This window comes from Fodinibius sp. GM108 (genome assembly GCF_058386985.1).
The window spans coordinates 316532-336650 of the sequence record NZ_JBYEIR010000003.1 but is presented as its reverse complement, the minus strand read 5'-3'; the positions used below and the strand labels follow the sequence as shown (position 1 = coordinate 336650).

The following is a 20119-nucleotide window of genomic DNA, read 5'->3' as shown; positions in this document are numbered from 1 at the left end:
AATATTCAAGAGAATCTTAAACCAATAGAACTGTAGAATTTATGAGACCAATTGAAACCTCGATGGAGCGGAAGCTCCCATTCAGCGAATATGAAAAATTACGGCGTCGGTTTATGCTGATAGATGAACCGATTCCGGGCAACTTGCGCTGGGGACTGCTTCTCGAGGAACTGGATAAATTAGCCGAAGATGTAGCTCTTGATTATGTGCATAAATTCAACGAAGATGCACGTGTTGTGACCGCAGCCATTGATGATATTCTGCTTCGCACGCCCGGCGATATCAACAAGAGTTTAAATTTACGGGCGCGTATCAATTATGTAGGACGCAGTTCCATGGAAATTGGGATCCGTGTTGACCAGGAGGGAGCCGAGTCTCGTTCACTGGCCTCGTGCTACTTTACAATGGTAGCCAGAGAAGGAGAGGGCGAAGAAGCTGAAAGCGTGTCCGTGGAGCCGCTGGAATATGTGAGTGATCTTGAGAAAAAGCGCTACAACAACGCAATTGAGCGGAGAAAGACTTATCGCAGCCAGATCAATGAATTGGAAGAACCTCCGACAAAAGAGGAATACAAGCATCTGCGAAAATTACACAGTGCGCAGGAGCAAAAAGGATTTGATGGATTGCTCGCAGGCAATCTGATTCGCAGCAATTGGGAGCGTATGTTTCCTGAGCAAGAGAATGTACCCGAGAAAATTTTTGGTGGTTATGTAATTCGGCGCGCTTTTGAATTGGCGATGATGCATGCCGAAGTGATTGCTCCGGACCGTCCGGTATTTGTTCGTGTTAATCGCATTAATTTCTTGCAGCCGGTGCAAATAGGGGATAAACTAGACTTCACCAGCCGCATTGTCTACACTGGTGATACATCAATAAGTATTGAAATAGATATTGAGCGCATCAGCCGAAACCAGGAGACGCGTGCCCTTTCAAATACCTGCGTGTTTACGATCGTTAATGTGGATGAAAATATGCAGCCCCAGCCAGTGCCCCAGGTTTATCCCACTACCTATGCTGAGGATGAACGTTATCTCCGAGCTCATCGCCGCCGAAAGCGCTATAAAGCCAGAAAGCGAAAACTAGTTGATACTGAAAATTAAAATTAGATACTGGTGGTACTACTCTTGGTCGTCCTCAGGTAATAAAGCAACAATAAAAAAGCCCTCCCTGAATTTGAAAAAGTTTCAAATCCAAAGAGGGCTAAAGTTATCTTTCGGAATAATGTTTATTGCGAGGCTAACTCACGCATCGTATTTGTGAGCTTTTGAATTTTTTCCGGTTGGTTTGAACCGTTGGTTCCATTCTCCAGACTATCAGCGAGTTCGTTAAGAATGTTACTTCGCTCTGACCCGGAGGCTTGTTCAGCCTCTACAAGCTTCTGACGCGTGTCTGAAATGCGGTTTTGGGCTAACCCGTTATCACGCTCCAGCTGATCAACATAAGCTTTTGCCAGGGCAAAGCTAGCCGGCCAGTCATATTGGGGCTGTCCCTGCGGATTCAGCTGATCAAACTTAACCGTATTGGCCGCCGCAATCTCATTTTCGGTGAGATAGGGACTCGGTTTGAGTTCGAAAATGTCGAGTCCGCGGGCAATTTCGGAGTTAACAATTACGCCGTTGTACCAGTAAACCGACCAGCTTCCGCCCATCTGCATACGTGTAGAATCAACAGGTCCGCGATCATGATAGGCAATCTCAACCGGGTTTTGAGGATCGGTCCAGTCGAAAACAGAGATACCGCCCTGATACCACGATTGAACCATGATATCGCGATCGGGAACCGGAATCATCGATCCGTTATGAGCTACGCAATTTTCCTGCTCGGTTTGTGGCGCCGGCAACTTATAGTAGCTCTCAAACTCCATCTCTTTATTCTCATTGATTGTAAAGATAGCGTTGGCCCCCCATTCCCTAGGATCATCTTCGCGGCACTTGGGTTGTCCGCCGCCGCCCCATTCATCCGTGAATAGCACTTTATCACCTTCATTTGTAAAGGTGGCTGAGTGCCAGTAGGCGAAGTTAGAATCTGCTACGGCGTCAATTCGTTTTGGATTTGCAGGATCTTCGATATCAAGCAGAAGCCCATATCCCTCACAAGCTCCTCCGGCCAGACCAATTTCAGGATAGAGTGTAATGTCGTGACACTGATTTGGTCCGCGGTTGGCCATAGGATCCTCTTCATCATCACCATCATCGGCACCTCCAAATTGCTCTGCAATCATGTTTGGCAGTTCTTTTCTCAATTTTGCGCTGTCGGCAGCTGTTACTTCGTTACCGCCGCGCTCTTCTACAATCTGAGTGAGAAAAGCGTTAACGATTCTGTCGGGAACGATACGTTTTTGTCCGAAAACTTCAGCAACAAAAGCACCTTCTTCCTCAGCTTTTCTAATCTTCTCTTTGTCGGCAGGAGACAGTCCATGCGTTGGTGCTTTCCTTAGATCTTCAAAGATTCGCGGTGAATTTACGATCTCGGCCTTTTCAGGATTGGCCAGGGGTACTTTAATGACCTCGATTCGGAAAAGTGCTGAATTTGGATCTTCAGAGGGAGGTGCATCACTACACCCGGGCAGTTCTTCTTCCGGGCGAACAGGAGCGGATCCGGAAACATATACGTATACATTTTCATCATCATTAGGATCATCAAGCACAGAGTGGGTATGAGAGCCTCGACAAGTTTGTACGTTCGAGACGTATTCCGGATTGTGAATATCAGAAATATCAAAAATGCGAATACCTCGCAGGCGTTCTTCGCTTGCAACTTCATCTACACCCTGAGTGCCGCAGTCCAGTCGTCCACCGAGACCTTCACCGGATACAAACAGCAGATCTCCATATACAGAAACATCACTTTGTGAAGCTGGACACAGAAAGTCGACTTCCAGTTGTGGATTACTGGGGTCGGATATATCCCAAACCATAAAACCGTTGTAGTTACCCTGAATGGCATAATTATCTTTAAAGGCCAGATCAGAGTTTGTTACACCTACAAAATCTTCAGGAGGTGGTGTTTGCGAAAGCATATTGAGGTTCCAAATAGCCTCTTCCGCATCGAATAATCCTGCTCCTAATCCTACGCGGGGATCGGGAGTAGGTGGATTTACTTCTGAGAGTGGTTTTATATTTGTCGGTTGAGCAGAAGAATCATCTTCTACTGCCGATGAGGGGGCACAGGCATACGTCCCAAACATTGCTACCGTAAGTAGTAACCAAAGACAGCGTTTACCTATATCGGTAATCCCGAGAGATGGTAAACGATCATTGTAATCGTAGTTCATAGGTTTCCTTATTTTGAGTAAAGGTTTATTGTAAAGTAGTTTCTGATATTATCAGCTTGACTCGCTCATATTTTCGAGCATAAGCCGCATGCGTTCTATTTCTGTACGTTGATCTACCTGAATATCTGACGCCAGGCGAAAAGCTTGTTCATCTTGTGCGGCTCCATCTGTATCGAAAAGATTCTCTACCATATGGACGGCGCCGGCATGATGCTCAATCATATACTTTAGAAAGATACGATCAAAGTCTGATCCTTTTGCATTAGCAAGCTCTTGTATCTTTTCCTGGGAAAGAACCCCGGGCATGTGACGAAAATGGGTATAGGGTTCTCCATCTAGCTGTATATGAAGATTTAAGCCGTCAATGGTTATTTTAGGCACCGGCTGATCGCGATCTCGGAGCCACTGTTGCATTGTATGAATCTCATCTTCCTGCGCATTGATGATACGGGCTGCTAGCCTTTGAACTGCGGCACTGGCATTATTTTCGGGAGCCAGTCGCGACATGATGAGAGCTTGAGCATGATGGGCAATCATACCCGTCATAAACATGACGTCAGCCTCTGTAAACGACATCCGGGCTTTTTCTTTTTGAGCCCAGTAAAGTTCTTCAAGTTCGGACCTGTCATTATCTACTGAGGATTCTTGTTTTGCGCTGTCAGTGCTCTTGCAAGCTGCCATCCCGATGAAGAGAAATAAAACAGCTACTATTTTGAATGTTTTCTTGTTATTCACGATAGATAAATAGGCGAATTTTTAATTTTAGTCTCTTTATGGCATCAAATATTATAATTGTTCTGGCTTAGAAACCAGCTACAAATATAATTATTTCTAAAGAAAATTTTACATAAAATACCATTCCTGATTTTTATTGGTTTTGTGCTTTGTTTTTCTACTTTCAGTAGAATTCATGGAAAAACCTAATTATGAATTATCTTCTTTAAAATACCAGCCACAAAAGGAGCAGAATAATCATCATCCAGGCCATAATTTTTATCCCCAAAGACTGTTTGGGAAATTCGTAACCGCAGATGGGGCATATTTCTGCATCAGCATCAACCTGAACGGCGCAGCCGGGGCACTCTTTTTGTTCGGATTGCATTTGGTTTATTCTAAATCTGCATGAGTTAATGTAGGTTGTTGCAATCACAATAATAAGATAAGCATCGTGTGTGGACAACAATTCACCTGCCAAAATGGTTATTTAATCTATAAAGACCGTTGGTCATATCGTAAAAATAGTGGTAAATTTGGACGCTTAATCATAATACCAAGCACGTAAAATATTTATTGTATGAAACCCTCTCGATTTTTTGCCTATGCATCTCTTGTTATCGTAATAGCCGGCGGAGCTATTTGGTATATTATTGATGACTATTATACCCAGCAGGGATCAAATGGAACGGCTGATGCAGATGTAGTTATGTACAAGAATGAAGGTTGTCAGTGCTGTGACAAGTGGGCCGAATATATGCAGGGCAGTGGATACTCTGTTAAAATTGTGGTTCCGGAAAATTTAAGTGCAATAAAAGCTGATCAGGGAATTCCCAGAAATATGGGCGCCTGTCATACAGCGTTCATTGGCGACTATGTTGTAGAAGGGCATGTTCCTGTTGAAGATATCAAGAAACTGCTAAAAGAGAATCCTGCTGATGCGGCAGGACTTGTGGTGCCGGGGATGCCCGCCAGTTCACCGGGAATGAACACAGCCTTGGGGGAACCCTATGAAACATTTCTGTTGAAAAGCGACGGGAGCACTGAAGTATACGCCCAACATTAGTCAAATGAAATTTTAATATAGATAGTTGTCTGCTAATGACTGCTCGTTCTCTAATTTTTGCTGTAGTCGTATTTTTATTTTCATCTGTTTTATGGGGATGTTCATCCGAGCGAAATAAGAATTCTCCTGCTCCGGCAACAGAGCCATTGGAGCAGCTGGACCCTCAATCGGCTGTATTATATCCTGCCCAGCAAGAGGCAAAAGCGCGTGATTTTGAAGTTACGCTGATAAATGGAGAGTCCTTTAAGCTTTCTGATCATGAAGGAAAAGTGGTGCTGCTAAATATCTGGGCTACCTGGTGTGCGCCATGTCGTGAAGAGGTACCTGATTTTGTCGAGCTTTATGACCGGTACAAGGATGAAGGTCTGGAAATTCTGGGGGTATCGATTGATAAACAGGGAGAATCAGTCGTCAGGCCATTTATGGAAGAATATGATGTTAATTATCCTGTGGTGATTGACCGTGGAACGATTATGGATAAATACGGTCCCACAATGGGTATACCGACCACTTATGTCATAGGACAAGAAGGCAATCTTGAATATTTTGCTGTCGGAGCGCTGACAAATAAAGAGCTGGAACCCCGCCTGCAGGATCTTTTGAAAAACTGAGACATTTCCCGGCAATTAGTTGGATATTGCCCAGCTGATCGACCAGGTTTTTATTCCATATCCCTTTGACGATCTACATGCCTGGGAAGTTAATCCTATCCATAATACAGCTGGTTATAGTGACCAAGCCAATTATGAACTCACCATCAAGAGCCCGGGTAAATCAACGGTGATTCGGGACCGAGGGGCAGCCCCAGCAACATCCATATAACTAAAACGGCTGTACTGAGTATTCCGAAGCCGATTGAGTAGGGAATCATTAAGGATATCAGCGTACCCAGCCCGACATCTTTTTTATATTTTTGAGCAAAAATAATTACGAGTGGGAAGTAGGGCAGTAAAGGTGTGAGTATGTTTGTAAAAGAATCACCAATACGATAGGCGGCTTGGGTAAGTTCTGGTGAATACCCCGAAAACATCAGCATAGGAACAAAAACCGGAGCCATTATAGCCCACTTTGCGGAAGCGCTGCCGATGAATAGATTTATAAACGCAGATACGATAATGAATGATATAATAAGCGAAATGCCCCCAAAGCCAATATTTTCGAGAAACTCGGCACCGGAAATGGCAAGTATCAGACCCAGGTTCGACCAGTTAAAGAATGCGATGAGGTGAGCAGCTACAAATGCCAAAACTATGTAAGCTCCCATACTAGCCATCGATTCGGCCGTCATTTTAGCCACATCTTTATCACTGTCTATCTGCCTGGTTACAATTCCGTAGGCGATACCGGGTAACAGGAACATAAAAAAGATGATAGCCACAATACTTTCATAAAAGGGAACAAGACTGCCATCTTCACCGCGGAGTGGGGCGTTTTCAGGAATAACAAGGAAACCGGTAGCAACAAGGGTTAATCCTGCAATAACAGACGCCCAGCGGTGACCTTTTTTAACCAGCGGCGTAATTTTATAATTGTCATTTTCTTCATTTTCATTCTCCAGGTCTTCTGGTGTATCATCGTAAGATCCCAGTCGGGGCTCGATAATTTTTTCGGTGATATACCAGCCGGCGGTAACAAAAACCGGTACTAATACGATCATTATATAGTAATTTGACGCGATATTTACCGAGTATTCCGGATCAGCAATATGAGCTGCCGGTTCTGTAAAGCCTACAAGTAGGGGATCCAGGCCGGTTAACAAAAGATTGGCACTGAAGCCTGCCGAGACCCCCGCAAATGCGGCAGCCAAACCCGCCAGGGGATGCCGGTCAAGGCCATAAAAGATCAAGGCTCCCAGTGGAATAAGTACCACATAGCCTGCATCAACGGCAAGACTACTCATGATTCCGGCAAGTACGATGGCAGCAGTAACAAGATAATCGGGTGCGCTTTCTACAAAACGGCGCAGTGAAGTTGTGACAAGACCGGTTCGGTCTGCTACTCCTATACCTAACATAACCACTAGTACCAGGCCCAAAGGAGGAAACTCAGCGAAGGTTTCGGGCATTTCGGTAAAAATACGCTGAATATTTTCGCCGCTAAAGAGGTTTTCCGCCTGTATTTCTTCATCTGTGCTGGGATGTATGGCGCTCACATCAAGAGCGTAACAAATCAACGAGGCAAGCATAACGATACCTATAATAATCACAAAAACCGTTACTGGGTCGGGCAGTTTGTTCCCGTACTTTTCTACCCCGTCTAAAATCGTTGAAAAAAACCTTTTTTTGAGTTGACCTTCTCTTCGTTAGCCATGTCTAATGTTTATTTGTTTCTTGGTCAATGCGAAAGTTTTGGGAGCCAGGTTAAATTTTCGTCCGAGAGGTAACTTTTATCTTGGCTACTAAAAAGCATTAAAAAAAGGATAAAAAATTGATTTAAAGTAACAAGTGATTTTTTGGGCAGGCTAATAGGATAATGAACCGCAAACTATAAAAAAGTTTGAACAAAGGGTGCAAATGAAACATCCGAAGCAGATGTATGTAGTCATGGGGAAGAGGGCCGGATTTTGTAGAGCTTATAACTGATATGAGGATGATGGACTGGACTTGTAATATTCTTTAGACAAACAAGAGGAATTTGTTGTCAGGCTTTTATGAAATAGATAAGACTAGTGTAATAAATTATTTTTGAAGAAGTAGTAATTCCTTTGATTTTTATCCATTATATCTTAATACTAAGATCGTCTAAATTACTTAGGTAAGATCAAGAGTCCACAAAATAACCTAGTGAGCTTCGGGGTATAAGCTCATCGATTATCGGCATAGGAGTTACTTAATATGGATAGAATCTTGGTTAGGTGTTTTTCCACTAGTCTGACATCTTAATTAAAATAATCAGGGATCAGATATGCAGCCCCCATTGCGTAGCATAGGCATACCAAACGTGGTATTAATGGTATTGCTGAGTTTCTTGCTAATTTTTTCTACGGATACATTTGCTCAAGACCACTCATCAGGTGGAGGGGGGAAACAGCTTGATGATTTCCAAAAAGAGAAGCTTGAAATAGAAGAAACAGAAAAAGCATCTCCTACACTGGATCCGGTAATATCTGGTGTAAATATCAATTCAGTAGATGGCGATTATTTAATTTTTGAGCACGATCAGATGTGGAATCGTAATCCCAATCCAAATCCTGATTGGAATTTTCCCCTGTATGAACAAGGAGAGCCTGCCGGTAACATCAATGGAGATAGCAGTGATGATTTTATTGTCACAGGTCAAACTAATGAATTAGAAGGTACAACCTGGAAAACAGCTGTCTTTTTGGGAGGAAATATATCCGAAGAGCCGGATCAGATTATCCCGCGTCAACTAGTACCGGTTGGTGATTTAAATGGAGACGGCTATGCTGATGCCATTGCAGTGGACACTTCAAAAACGATGGAAATATATGGAGGTACCGATTCTGGATACCAGGGAACAGGGATAAGTCTTGATAATCTTGAGCCGGAAATGTATGAAATATTGGGCTTTGTTGATCTGGACCAAGACGGTCTTGGAGATATTTTTGCTTATTCAGAGACCAGTGGAGAAATTTTAATAGCTGAGGGAGAGGAAAGTTTTAGTGATATAACTGTTAAATCTTATTTCGAAGTTCTCTCATTTTCAGAAAAAAAGGTGATCGTAAAGAATATAGATGAAGATACGCAAATAGAAATTGTCGAATTCAGTGGAAGTAATGGTGATGGGAGCGTTCAGGTTTTTGAAGTACTAAAAACAGAAACCGGATTATCATTTGAAACGGAAATTTATCCTCTCGATTTTTTTAAATCTTTTGATCGTGCAAGCAACACAGATCTTCATTTGATAGATGTAAATGGCAATGGACATGATGATATTTACATTTCGCTTGGCAGGGAGAGTCCTAAATACATTATGGAGTATGACACTGTAGATAATTTTTATCAAGATGCCACAGAAATCCTTGATGGTGAGCTGGTTCCGGCGGGAGATTTAAACAATGATGGTAAGCATGATTTTATTATGGGTGATTCTGATGATGATTTTGCCCCTTATATTGCTTATGGTTCTCCGGATTTGACAAGCAATATTTCTTTAGATGTACGATTGGAGGGAGACACTGGTTCGTATTGGAGCTGGGAGATGGGATATAATCCCTACAGCGGGTTTGGAGATCTGGATGGTGACGGTATTGATGATGCTATACTTTTTCACGCTGAAGCCAATGACAATGATATTCAATTCGGGCGAAGAATAGTTTCTGGTAGCGAAGAGCTAACATCAGATAACTCTGCATTTCAATTATATCCCATCGAGTATTTCTATAATTCAATTGATGAGGTGGAGGAGTTGGGGGATGTAAATGGTGACGACGTGGATGATTTCGCCATGGTTCTTCAAGATCAGGGAAAGATTGAGATTTACCATGGTGGAGATACTCAAACCCCAGCACAAACAATTACTTCGGGATTAAGAATTGAATCTATTACTAGTGGTGATTATACCGGTGATGGGATTAATGATATTGTTACTTTAAGCGATGGGCTGGATGATTATCAGATCGAAGTTTTTGAAGGGGGGAGCTCTTATAACAAAATTAAATCAATAAATATTTCTGACTTTCAGAATGCAGAGTTTAATGATGTTTTTGGAGTTAATGATATTGGTGATATTAATGGAAATGGCAGTTCTGACTTTTTAATTGGTTCAGGATCAGCCGGTGATACTACTGGTGGAGATGAATATCTTCACAAAGGCTATATTTTTTATGGTGGTTCTTCTACTTCCTCTGCTCCAGATGATAGTCTCGATATGGATCCTTCAAATGACTTTTCCTCTGTTAAAATTAATGCAGCAGCAAGCGCAACAGCGTTGGGAGATTTGGACGGCGATGGATTGGGAGATTTTGCTGTAGGATCTCCAAGAAAAGGGGAGTATGGTGAAGTTGCTGTTTATCTTAGTGATTCCAATGATCCGATACGCTTCTCGAGCTCTGCAGGATACTATTTTGGTACGGATATAGTATCCGGTGACTTTAATAGTGATGGGTTAAAAGACTTGGCTGTTAGTCTATCATATTCTGAAACTGTCGCTGAAATATATTATGGCAGAAAAGATTTTGATACCGCTCCCGATCAATCTTTGACTCTCCCGAATTATTATTCTGAGGAAAGTGGATATAATCATATGATACCTAGTTTTGAGACGATATCTGATTTTAATAACGATGGGAAAGATGAGTTAGTTGTTGGTTCTTCCGGCGTTGATAATAATCATGCTGTTCTATTTTCCGATGTATCTAACAATTCCGGTGCCAGCCTTATTATAGGGCCTAATCCCGATGCAGGGTTGGGTGGAGCTAATATCATTAATGAATATGGCACAATGGCATCGGGTGATTTCACCAATAATGGAGTACTTGACATAGTTATATCCCAATTTAACGACAATAGTGACGGGATTGCTACGAGTCGGGTGTACCGCTATGAACTTACAGCTCCTGTTACAATAACCTCTGTTGAAGATGTTCCAGATGACCAGGGATTTAATGTCCAGCTTAATCTGGATGGATATTTAATAGATGCGGTTGAGGAAGGAATTTCCAGCTTCGATAGTTTGTGGGTAAAGAGAAGGCCCGTAGGTGAGGATTGGAATGATACTACTACTGTATCCTTCCAGGATTTTTCGAGAAGTATGATAAATGAAGTTCCCAAAACCCAGCCTGCAAATACGCAAAAAGTTGACCAATCGTATATTTTTGAAATCGAAATGTTTGATGGAGAAGAACTAATTGCCAAAAGTGATACGGCCAAGGGAAGGGCTTTTGATAATATAGCTCCGGAAGCGGTTCAGGGAGTAGAAATAATCGAAGAAAATGGTTCAAAAGTAATAAGTTGGGAAAAATCAAAGGCTGATGACTTGGATTCTTATCTGATCAACCGCATTAAAGACAACGGTGAGTTATCTGATGAGACATTGGCAGTTTCTGACACTACTAAATATAAATTACCAGATACTCTTTCTGGTGTCCAGCAATTTGTTGTCCGCGGCCGGGATATTCATAATAATTTCGGAGAGCCGTCGGCGCCTGTAAACACTATATATCCCAAAACAGTAACGTATGACATTAACGCCGGATGGAATCTTCTCACTTTAGCTGTGGAGGATGATTCTGCTAATTCTGCTCTGCAAGATCTTACAACAGGGCCTATTTATGAATATATCGGAGGGTATCAAGAGGTTGAACGAGTAGAAGAAGGCGGGGCATACTGGATAAAGTTTGCGGATGCTGCGAATCCGGAATTTCGCGGCTTGCCTCTCATAGAATTATCTTTACAGTTAGAAGAGGGGTGGAACCTGATAGGAAGTATCGGTGGAGAACTACCTGTTTCACTGATTGATGACCCGGATGGAATTATAATACCAGAAACTATATATAGCTTTGACAACGCCTATATAAGTACTGATACGCTCGGACCTACAAAAGGATATTGGATTCGCACCTCATCTGCCGGAACAGTTACACTAACTCATCCAAAATTTTTAGAACAGCAGAGTGAAGAGCTAAATAAATCGGAGAATTCTTCGGCTAAGTCTGCCGGTGATGTCACTGAGCTTTTTAATAAGATAACGATATCTGATGATGAACGTTCTGCAGAACTATATTTTGGATCCAAGCTGCCGAATGGGATAAACAAAAAAATGTTCTCCCTTCCGCCGCTGCCTCCGGGCGATGTTTTTGATGCCCGTTTTGAAGGAGATATGCGGTTATCAGAAAATAATAAAGTTGACATCCGCCTTAGTACAATTGTAGAAAAATCTTTGAAGATAAAGATAGATGCCGGATCTGATGCCGAAGCAAGCCAGTTTGTTATTAAAGAATTTGTGGATGGTGAACTGCAGGCCAAACATACCGTTACTGATTCTGAGGAAATTAATCTTAAGCACAACGAGACAGATTCTATAACATTGACGCCGGTGGGAATTTCCGAAGCGGGGCAACAAGAAGCACCCGGTGAGTTTGATCTTGAGCAAAACTATCCGAATCCGTTTAATCCGACTACTAAGATTCAGTATTCGGTTGCTGAAGCAACAAACGTTAAAATTGATGTATTTAATATACTTGGTCGACGGATAGTTACTCTTGTCAATGAACCCAAAGAGCCGGGTACGTATGAAGTCACATTTGATGGTTCAAATTTTGCAAGCGGAATTTACCTGTACCGCTTGCAGGCCGGTGATTATATATCAACAAAAAAATTCATCCTCGCTAAGTAGATGTAAATCAAACTCTTAAACGATGAAACTTTTTCTAACATTTTTACTACTTAGTTTTATACTAACCAACTGTCCCACCGAGGAGAATACGGATATTGTGGAGATGACAGCCACGGTTACGCCGGAAGAAGCGGGTGAGGTGAATCCAAGGCAAGGGGCATATATTGCTGGTAGTGAAATTACTGTAGAAACGAAAGCTGTTGATGACCGGTGGGAGTTTACCGGATGGGAGGGGGATACTACAGCTTCGGATGATTCATTGACATTTACCATTGTTCGGGATATGGATCTTATAGCTACATATGAGGTTCCTTCCCGAGCTTTTGCCAACCGTATTACTGTAAGCGATGGTCTTAATAGTAAGGATGTAGTTTTTGGGATGCATGAAGATGCTACCGCTGGCTTTGACAGCGGGATTGACAAAGAGTTGCCTCACCGTCCTCCGGAGGGTTCTTTTTATCGACGTTTTAATATCCCTGATTTTGGATTGAAGGAGGACTTCCGATCTGTTAGTGCTGAGCAAACTATTTGGGAGCTTGAAGTTTCACCGGAAGGTGAACGAACTATCTCACTTGAATGGGATTTTAGCAGCAGTGATCATATTGGCACGCTCACACTTACCGATGATCCCGAAGATCCTACACTAGAAATTGATATGAAATCAGAAACTTCATACGAAACCTCTGATGGGTCAGTCCAAGTCTTCTATATTATCAGTGATTACTGAAATTAAGTATGCTGCTTAATTATTCACTGTTAACTGACCAATGAAAACTGCTTAGTACCCTTCTGGATTTTGTGACTGCCAACGCCACGCATCTTTGCACATATCTATGATATCGCGTTCCGCTTTCCATCCTAGTTCTTTTTCGGCTTTTGTGGGATCAGCATAGCAGCTGGCAACATCTCCCGGACGACGATCTGTGATTTCGTAAGGGATATCCTGCCCCGACGCTTTTTCAAAAGCTTCAACCACATCCAGCACGCTGTATCCCTGTCCGGTACCGAGATTATATGTTACCACTCCCGGATCTTCGCGAAGTTTTTCAAGAGCTTTAAGATGTCCAATGCTCAGATCTACAACATGAATGTAGTCTCGCACTCCAGTGCCATCGTGGGTAGGATAATCATCACCAAAAACCGAAAGTTTGTCCAATTTGCCGACGGCTACTTGTGTAATGTATGGCATCAGATTGTTGGGAATATCATTCGGATCTTCGCCAATCCGTCCACTTTCATGAGCACCCACGGGATTAAAGTACCGTAACAGAGCTACATTCATACTCTCATCAGCAACGTGCAAATCGCGCAGTATCTGTTCAATAAACAGCTTTGTTCGTCCGTATGGGTTGGTAGCTGAAATCGGAAAATCTTCTTTTATAGGCACTTCATCAGGATCGCCATATACTGTAGCTGAGGAGCTGAAAACGATATCTGTTACACCGTGATTCTGCATCGCTTCACACAAATACAAAGTGCCTGTGATGTTGTTGTGGTAATATTTAAGAGGTTGAGCGACAGATTCTCCAACGGCTTTATAACCCGCAAAATGAATAACTGAATCTATATCATGAGTGCTAAAGATATTGTTTAATCCTTTTTTGTCGAGCAAATCGGTCTCGTAGAAAGTTATCGATTTGCCGGTAATCTCTTCGACACGGTCAAGAGCCTCTTTTTTGCTGTTACTTAGATTATCAACGACTATTACATTTTGGTTGTCATTTAACAGTTCAACAACAGTATGACTGCCGATGAACCCCGCACCGCCCGTAACTAAAATATTCATTTTTATTCTTTGTAAAGTTGCAATTCCTATTTGCTGCCGACCTGCCCTGTGAACTTCCAGTGAAATTAACTTCAGATTTCACGGAACAGGTACGATTTGAGATGTTTTTAACAAACATTTTGCCGTAGTGAGTTTTCAGGTCTTATACAAAATTCTTCATCTTGTTAAAGTCTTCTCAAATCATTGAGCACTTAATTTTTGAATGGATTAATGAAAACGAAAAGAAGAAATTATCCTAATGAAAACCTAATCAAGGTTTTCTGCGAGCCAGGTAAGTTCTTTTTGTACAGTTGTACAGATTTCTTTCATTTTATTGGCTGATTGCTGGAGATCATTTTCCTTGGCATCATCGTTGAGTAAGGTCTTTGCATGCTCATATTCTTCAATAACTTCGATGGCCCCCATCATTTCAGCTCCGGGTTTTATCTTATGTCCTGCTTTCCGGAGATCTTCCATATTTCGATCCAAAAGATGTTTCTGAAAATTTTCAAGAAACTCTTCAAAAGAAGAAACGCCTGCCTCACAAAATTCTATAACATACTCATTATCATCGAAAAGTATCTCTTTTATTTTATCCGGATTTATAAAATGATATGTCATGAATTTACCAAAAGCGTTTTTAAAGATTTTGAAAATTGCATTGAATTGATTTCACTTAGTAACATTCAAAAAATATAAGTTAGTTTTGCGGTTGAGATATACCATGCGGTGCAGGTTTGCCATCTTCCCCCAGATGTACAAAAACTATTTTGTCAATTTTTATAATTGTTTCTTTTGAAAATTTGTTGCGTACCTCACATCGTACTGTGATAGACGTAGTGCCGAATTTTACAGTCTCCATGCCAATTTCAATAATATCTCCAAGTGAAGCAGAGCTGACAAAGTTAATTTCACTCATATATTTGGTAACAATATTACCTTTATTAAGCTGACAAGTGACAAAGATAGCTGATTCTTCGTCAATCCAACTAAGAACAGTACCGCCGAACAGCGTACCGTGGGCATTTAAATCTTGTGGTTTAATAATTTTTCGACTAAAAAATCTCATGTGAGCCAATCTTATTAGTGATCAGTAATAGTATTTATCATTGATTGCTGAATGATTAAGTTTTAAACGAAGGTAGATTATAAACAAATACGCACATGTTTGTTCGCTGATATAATTTATTTTAATGAAAGTCTGGGCAACCTGATTCAAATATCAATTCCAGCCTTCAGTTTTTTCGGCGCGCCTCCATTTATTTGGTGGAGCGGGTTCTTCCTTCAATTCAATGTCATGCTCTTCCAGAAGGCGCAGTGCTTCTTTGACGGCTCTGTTTAATTGGGGATCTTCTCCGGCAATTACCTCACTGGGGCGCTGCATTACTTGAATATCAGGAGAGACACCTTCACCTTCCACATCCCATTCGCCATCAATATTAAAGAAGCCGCCACGTGGTGCTATCATGCCACCGCCGTCAATAAATTGTGGCGTATCCCAGGTACCAACAAGTCCACCCCAAGTACGGGTACCGATCAGCGGACCAATTTCTTTTTCTCTGAACATATAGGGAAGCAGATCACCGCCGGAACCCGCCCGTTCATTAACAACCATCACCTTAGGTCCCCAGAGACCAGCCATAGGTGTAGTAAACGGAGGAAATTTGTCGCCGGCTTTACTATTGAAGTATCCGAGTAGTTCGCGATTCATTACATCGATTATGTAGTCAGCCGCTGAGCCACCACCATTATTTCGCTCGTCAATCACGATTCCATCTTTGTCCTGTTGAGAGAAGTAATAACGGTTAAAAGCATCATAGCCACCACTACCGGTATTGGGCAGCCAGACGTAGGCAAGTCTGCCATCCGACATCTTATCGACTTTTCGTCGGTTGCTCTCCACCCAGTCTCTTGTGCGAAGCTCCGACTCGTTTGACACTGGCTTTACCTCTATTTCGTGTGCCCCATCCAATGTTGGAGTATCATTGACAGTCAGAATTGTATTCCGGCCTGCCGTACCCTCAAACAGACTAAAAGGATTGGTCGGTGAACGAAGTGGTTCACCGTTAACCGCCAGAATGTAATCACCTTCATCTATATCAATTCCAGGCTGAGCCAGTGGTGCATGCAGATCAGGATTCCAGCTTTCGCCGGTATATATTTTTTTAATTCGATAAAATTCTTCTGTCTCTTTCAGGTCTGCACCGAGTAAACCAACAGAAATTTCAGCCAGATCGGGATAATCACCACCGTAAGTGTATGAATGTCCAACGGATACTTCACCACCGAGAATATCAATCAAATAACTCATGTCGGATCGATGGCGTACATGATCAACCCACGGGCGATACCATTCATAAATTTTATCCCAGGGAGCACCGTGCGCGTTATCAACATACAGAAAGTCACGTTGAAAACGCCAGCCTTCCCGGTAAATCTGCTCCCATTCTTCCTGCGGTTCAACGCGGACCTGAATATCGTCTACATCAATTTTGCCCTGACCAGCCTGTGGAGGGTTTTCGGCAGTGGGGACGATATTCCAGTTTTCACCTCGGCGATACAGCATATTTTGCCGATCGTGCGAAACTGTTGCTTCTTGTATTGATCCTAAAAATGTCTCCGACTCGCGGGTATCGACATTATATCGGTGCAGTGTTGTGCCAGACTGATCAGGTACATTTTCTTCATAGAAAACCATACTCTCAGGTCCGCGAATTAATCCCGTATAATTTTTTTCGGGGATTCCCGCCGAAACAATCCGATCCTGAATATTATCAAAATCAATTGTTACGGCATCAGATGCCTCTTTTTCTTCCTGATTTTCTTCGCCATTTTCTTCCTGTTCTACCGGTTCTTCATCACTTTGCGGCAAAAAAGGAGAGGGTGTCTCATCATCCAAAAGTATCATATAAAGTCCGCGGGTATTGGGTACATCGTACGAACTCATGTCAAGCCAGCCGGTGCTGAGTCCGAAATCAGTACTTGCAAGAAAGTAGATATAGTCGCCGCTTTCATCCCAGACAGGATCTATGGCGTCGGCCATACCGTTGGTAACCTGGTATGTCTCATCTGTTTCAATATTGTGGATTTTTATCACCCTGTAATGACTCGGCAGTCGCTTGGCGTAGGTAATCCACTGGCCGTCAGGCGACCAAACCGGATTCATTGTCCGCTCTGGGTGAGCATAACCGTCGGTGTCGACATGAGTGGCTTCGCCAGTCTCCAGATCAATATACCACAGCCTATAATGCGTGTCGGTATAGGCAATATGTTGACCATCGGGCGACCATTGCGGTTCAAAAAAGAATGTCGGCTCAGGTAGTTCTATCTCTCGCGGTTCATCAAGTCCCTTTTGATCGGATATATAAAGCTGATATTCACCACTTTTATCAGAAAACCACGCTACCTGCTGGCCGTCAGGCGACCATATCGGGTGGCGATTGGCAGTTCCCGAGCTTTTTGTAAGATTCCTCCAGCTTCCATGCTCCTTTGGAACTGAAATGATTTCGCCGCGATACTGGAAAAGAGCACGCTGACCAGTGGGGGAGAGAGCCGCATTAGCAAGTTGTGTTGGAGAAGGATCATCCCAGCGCGGACGTGCCCTCGTCATATCTCCCTGAACATTAATCTCAATTTTTTCATGATCCCCAGTCTCGGGATCTAATTCATAAATATAACCGCCATTTTCGTAGACGATGACACCATCGCCGGCATCCAGGTTCTTTACATCAAACTGTGAATGAAATGTCTGCTGTTCACTTTCGCTGGTTTCAGGGTTGTATGACCAGATGTTCATCGTGTAATCCCGTTCGGACAGAAAATAAACCGTCCCGTCGAGCCATACTGGATTTATATGCCGCTCCTTATTGGCTCGTGGCGTACGCTGGAGTTCGTGAGTTTCCTGATTGACTATCCAGATCGGCTTTGCCTGTCCGCCACGATAATTTCTCCATTCAGGATCCCAGAAGCTCACCGGCTGATAAGCAATGAGCGAGCCATCTTCGGAGATTTCTCCAGCTGCCGCGCGTGGAATGTCCAGCTTTTCAGGTAAACCGCCATTGAGACTTGCTTTATAGAATGTGGTTGATTGCGTAGGATGTCCTTTACGTCCGGATATAAAAAGTACGTTTTCTCCGTCGGGTGTCCAGCCGGTAACCCGGTCGTCACCCGGATGCCAAGTGAGGCGTTCAGGCTGGCCACCCTTAGCAGAGACAACATATACGTCAGTATTGCCATCATATTGAGCAGTAAATGCAATTTTTGAACCGTCGGGAGAAAAATGTGGATTGGTTTCGCCTCCCTCATCACTGGTAAGCCTGCGCGCGTCGCCGCCATTGCGATCGGTAATCCAAAGATCATTGGCATAAACAAAAACGATATGATCTTCACTGATTGTAGGCTCTCGTGTCAGGCGGGTATCTTGTGCGGAAAGTTCTGTTAAAGATGAACAAATAAAAAGGATTATGAACCCCCAAAAAGGAAGAAAACTACTCTTTTTCATAACATATGGTCGTTTTAGCATTCCCCTGAAAAGCCATTAGAATTGGATTTAATTTAATGGCCTCAAATTGAATTGCAAACCGGACTAAGGATTTTTTACCAATATTATAGAGATGCCATCTTTTGAAAAATGAGTGATCTTTTATTGCGAAATATGATTTATTTATTCTTTCGCCGGTTCCCAAAGTTCTATTTTGTTACCTTCGGGATCCAAAATCCAGGCAAATTTACCGAATTCTGTATCTTCCAATTCACCGACCTGGTCGATGCCTTCAGATTCTAGTACTTCAAGCAATGGCTCCAGATCATCTACAATGAAATTGAACATAAAATCCTTGTTGCTGGGCTGGATATATTCAGTATCCTCTTTAAAAAGACTCCAGATCGTATAGCCATTTTCAGGTCGCTGATCATCATTATTCCAGTTGAAAGCATATCCGCCGTAACTTTCATCAATAGGGAGACCGAGATGTTTTTGGTACCATTTAGCCAAAGCTTTCGGATCCCTGGCCTTGAAAAAAATACCGCCGATGCCTATTACTCTTTTCATGTTATTTAATCATAATTAGTGGAAATATTAAAGCCGCTTCGGTTGGGAGCGACTTTAATTTAAGGAATAATTATTTTTAAGGGTGCTTTGCAAAACAATTATTTTAATCCTGTCATCGCGAGTCCCGCGGGTTTCGGGTCGTGGCGATCCCCACACAGATGGAGATTGCAGCATTCTACTCACGAAGTTCACTCCATTCGCAATGGCACTAGGTTTTGCAAAGCTCCCTTTCTAGAAAAACCACGCTGTGATAAGCGTCTGCGCTTATCATTACTAACCATGTTTTAAGCACGGACACTTGAAACAGTTATAAATCAGTGGTTTCCTGAATGATCTTTATATCATCCGAGGGGGTAGTTTGAAGCTTCATTAACTCTTCTGGTTAGCATTTCAAAGAACTTCCTAAAAATAATAGGTACCAACAATAGCAGCGCCTGTTGAAAGAGAATTACTGCCGCCGTCATTCAGGAAAAGATTTAATTGTCCTTCTACGCCCATACTAAAATGTTCGTCCAGAAAATATTCTCCACCGCCCGTAGCACCAAGTAATAGATCGGTTTCATCATCCCCCACTTCAGGTGACGTACGCTGAAAGATACCTCTCGCACCAATATAGCTGGCAAAATCATTGCCTAAACTTTGGTAAAAACGGGGAGCGACACCAATATTTAAGGAAGTAAAACTATCTTCCCGATGATTGAGACCAAAGATGGGAGCGAGTGTAATACTGTTGGTCAGCCAGATAGGAAGCTGCAGATTTGTTTGACTACTTTGGATCGAAGCTGAAAGTCCTAATGTGCCTTCAGCAGGGCGATTTTGTGCTGTTGCTGTAGCAGTAATAAAAAATAATGATACTAGAAATAGTGACAAATTTGTAGCAATTTTCATAAGACTCCTGTTTTATTAATAATGACACAGGTTATATGCTGAAGCAGAAGGTGTGTTCCGAAAGTC

The 20119-nt window shown here is 42.5% G+C and carries 15 protein-coding genes; 5 read left to right on the top strand and 10 right to left on the bottom strand.

The window, feature by feature from the left end; translation table 11 throughout:
• The first annotated feature begins 41 nt into the window (after window positions 1-41).
• The gene (locus tag ACT3ID_RS07385; RefSeq protein ID WP_491541362.1) at window positions 42-1100 is read left to right on the top strand and encodes a hotdog domain-containing protein; all 1059 of its coding nucleotides are present in this window, start codon (window positions 42-44) and stop codon (window positions 1098-1100) included.
• A 125-nt stretch (window positions 1101-1225) separates the two neighbouring features.
• On the opposite strand, the gene ACT3ID_RS07380 is transcribed toward ACT3ID_RS07385, so the two are convergent.
• The 3 genes from ACT3ID_RS07380 to ACT3ID_RS07370 form a co-directional block, all read right to left on the bottom strand.
• Window positions 1226-3274 (bottom strand): LVIVD repeat-containing protein, encoded by a 2049-nt coding sequence (locus ACT3ID_RS07380; protein ID WP_491541361.1) that lies wholly within the window; start codon window positions 3272-3274, stop codon window positions 1226-1228.
• A 51-nt stretch (window positions 3275-3325) separates the two neighbouring features.
• A complete protein-coding gene (locus tag ACT3ID_RS07375) occupies window positions 3326-4009 on the bottom strand; it encodes a DUF305 domain-containing protein (protein WP_491541360.1) in 684 nt (227 codons plus the stop codon).
• 205 nt (window positions 4010-4214) lie between these two features.
• Window positions 4215-4376, bottom strand: coding sequence for a zinc ribbon domain-containing protein (locus ACT3ID_RS07370; RefSeq protein ID WP_491541359.1), 162 nt, complete (start codon window positions 4374-4376; stop codon window positions 4215-4217).
• A gap of 192 nt (window positions 4377-4568) precedes the next feature.
• Here ACT3ID_RS07370 and ACT3ID_RS07365 point away from each other — a divergent pair, with 192 nt between their 5' ends.
• Both ACT3ID_RS07365 and ACT3ID_RS07360 read left to right on the top strand, forming a co-directional pair.
• Complete coding sequence (locus ACT3ID_RS07365) at window positions 4569-5054, top strand: DUF411 domain-containing protein (RefSeq protein WP_491541358.1); 486 nt, start codon at window positions 4569-4571, stop codon at window positions 5052-5054.
• Between the two features lie 35 nt (window positions 5055-5089).
• Window positions 5090-5665, top strand: a complete 576-nt coding sequence (locus ACT3ID_RS07360; RefSeq protein ID WP_491541357.1) for a TlpA disulfide reductase family protein — start codon at window positions 5090-5092, stop codon at window positions 5663-5665.
• Window positions 5666-5811: 146 nt separating this feature from the next.
• On the opposite strand, the gene ACT3ID_RS07355 is transcribed toward ACT3ID_RS07360, so the two are convergent.
• A complete protein-coding gene (locus tag ACT3ID_RS07355) occupies window positions 5812-7260 on the bottom strand; it encodes an AbgT family transporter (protein WP_491541356.1) in 1449 nt (482 codons plus the stop codon).
• Between the two features lie 698 nt (window positions 7261-7958).
• Here ACT3ID_RS07355 and ACT3ID_RS07350 point away from each other — a divergent pair.
• Both ACT3ID_RS07350 and ACT3ID_RS07345 read left to right on the top strand, forming a co-directional pair.
• Window positions 7959-12350, top strand: a complete 4392-nt coding sequence (locus tag ACT3ID_RS07350; protein ID WP_491541355.1) for a T9SS type A sorting domain-containing protein — start codon at window positions 7959-7961, stop codon at window positions 12348-12350.
• A gap of 22 nt (window positions 12351-12372) precedes the next feature.
• Window positions 12373-13077 (top strand): InlB B-repeat-containing protein, encoded by a 705-nt coding sequence (locus ACT3ID_RS07345; protein WP_491541354.1) that lies wholly within the window; start codon window positions 12373-12375, stop codon window positions 13075-13077.
• A 51-nt stretch (window positions 13078-13128) separates the two neighbouring features.
• Here the strand turns inward: ACT3ID_RS07345 and galE are convergent, their stop codons facing one another.
• The 6 genes from galE to ACT3ID_RS07315 form a co-directional block, all read right to left on the bottom strand.
• On the bottom strand, window positions 13129-14136 hold the full coding sequence (gene galE, locus ACT3ID_RS07340; RefSeq protein ID WP_491541353.1) for a UDP-glucose 4-epimerase GalE: 1008 nt from the start codon (window positions 14134-14136) through the stop codon (window positions 13129-13131).
• 246 nt (window positions 14137-14382) lie between these two features.
• Window positions 14383-14736, bottom strand: a complete 354-nt coding sequence (locus ACT3ID_RS07335) for a taurine dioxygenase (RefSeq protein WP_491541352.1) — start codon at window positions 14734-14736, stop codon at window positions 14383-14385.
• A 79-nt stretch (window positions 14737-14815) separates the two neighbouring features.
• Window positions 14816-15184 carry an acyl-CoA thioesterase gene (locus ACT3ID_RS07330; RefSeq protein WP_491541351.1) on the bottom strand — a complete coding sequence of 123 codons (369 nt, stop codon included), beginning with the start codon at window positions 15182-15184 and terminating at the stop codon, window positions 14816-14818.
• Window positions 15185-15337: 153 nt separating this feature from the next.
• Window positions 15338-18616 carry a S41 family peptidase gene (locus ACT3ID_RS07325; RefSeq protein ID WP_491541350.1) on the bottom strand — a complete coding sequence of 1093 codons (3279 nt, stop codon included), beginning with the start codon at window positions 18614-18616 and terminating at the stop codon, window positions 15338-15340.
• Between the two features lie 162 nt (window positions 18617-18778).
• Window positions 18779-19165: a VOC family protein gene (locus tag ACT3ID_RS07320; protein ID WP_491541349.1), complete on the bottom strand. Its 387-nt coding sequence runs from the start codon at window positions 19163-19165 to the stop codon at window positions 18779-18781.
• A gap of 402 nt (window positions 19166-19567) precedes the next feature.
• Entirely contained in the window at window positions 19568-20053 is a 486-nt protein-coding gene (locus tag ACT3ID_RS07315) for a hypothetical protein (RefSeq protein WP_491541348.1), read from the bottom strand.
• Window positions 20054-20119: the final 66 nt, after the last annotated feature.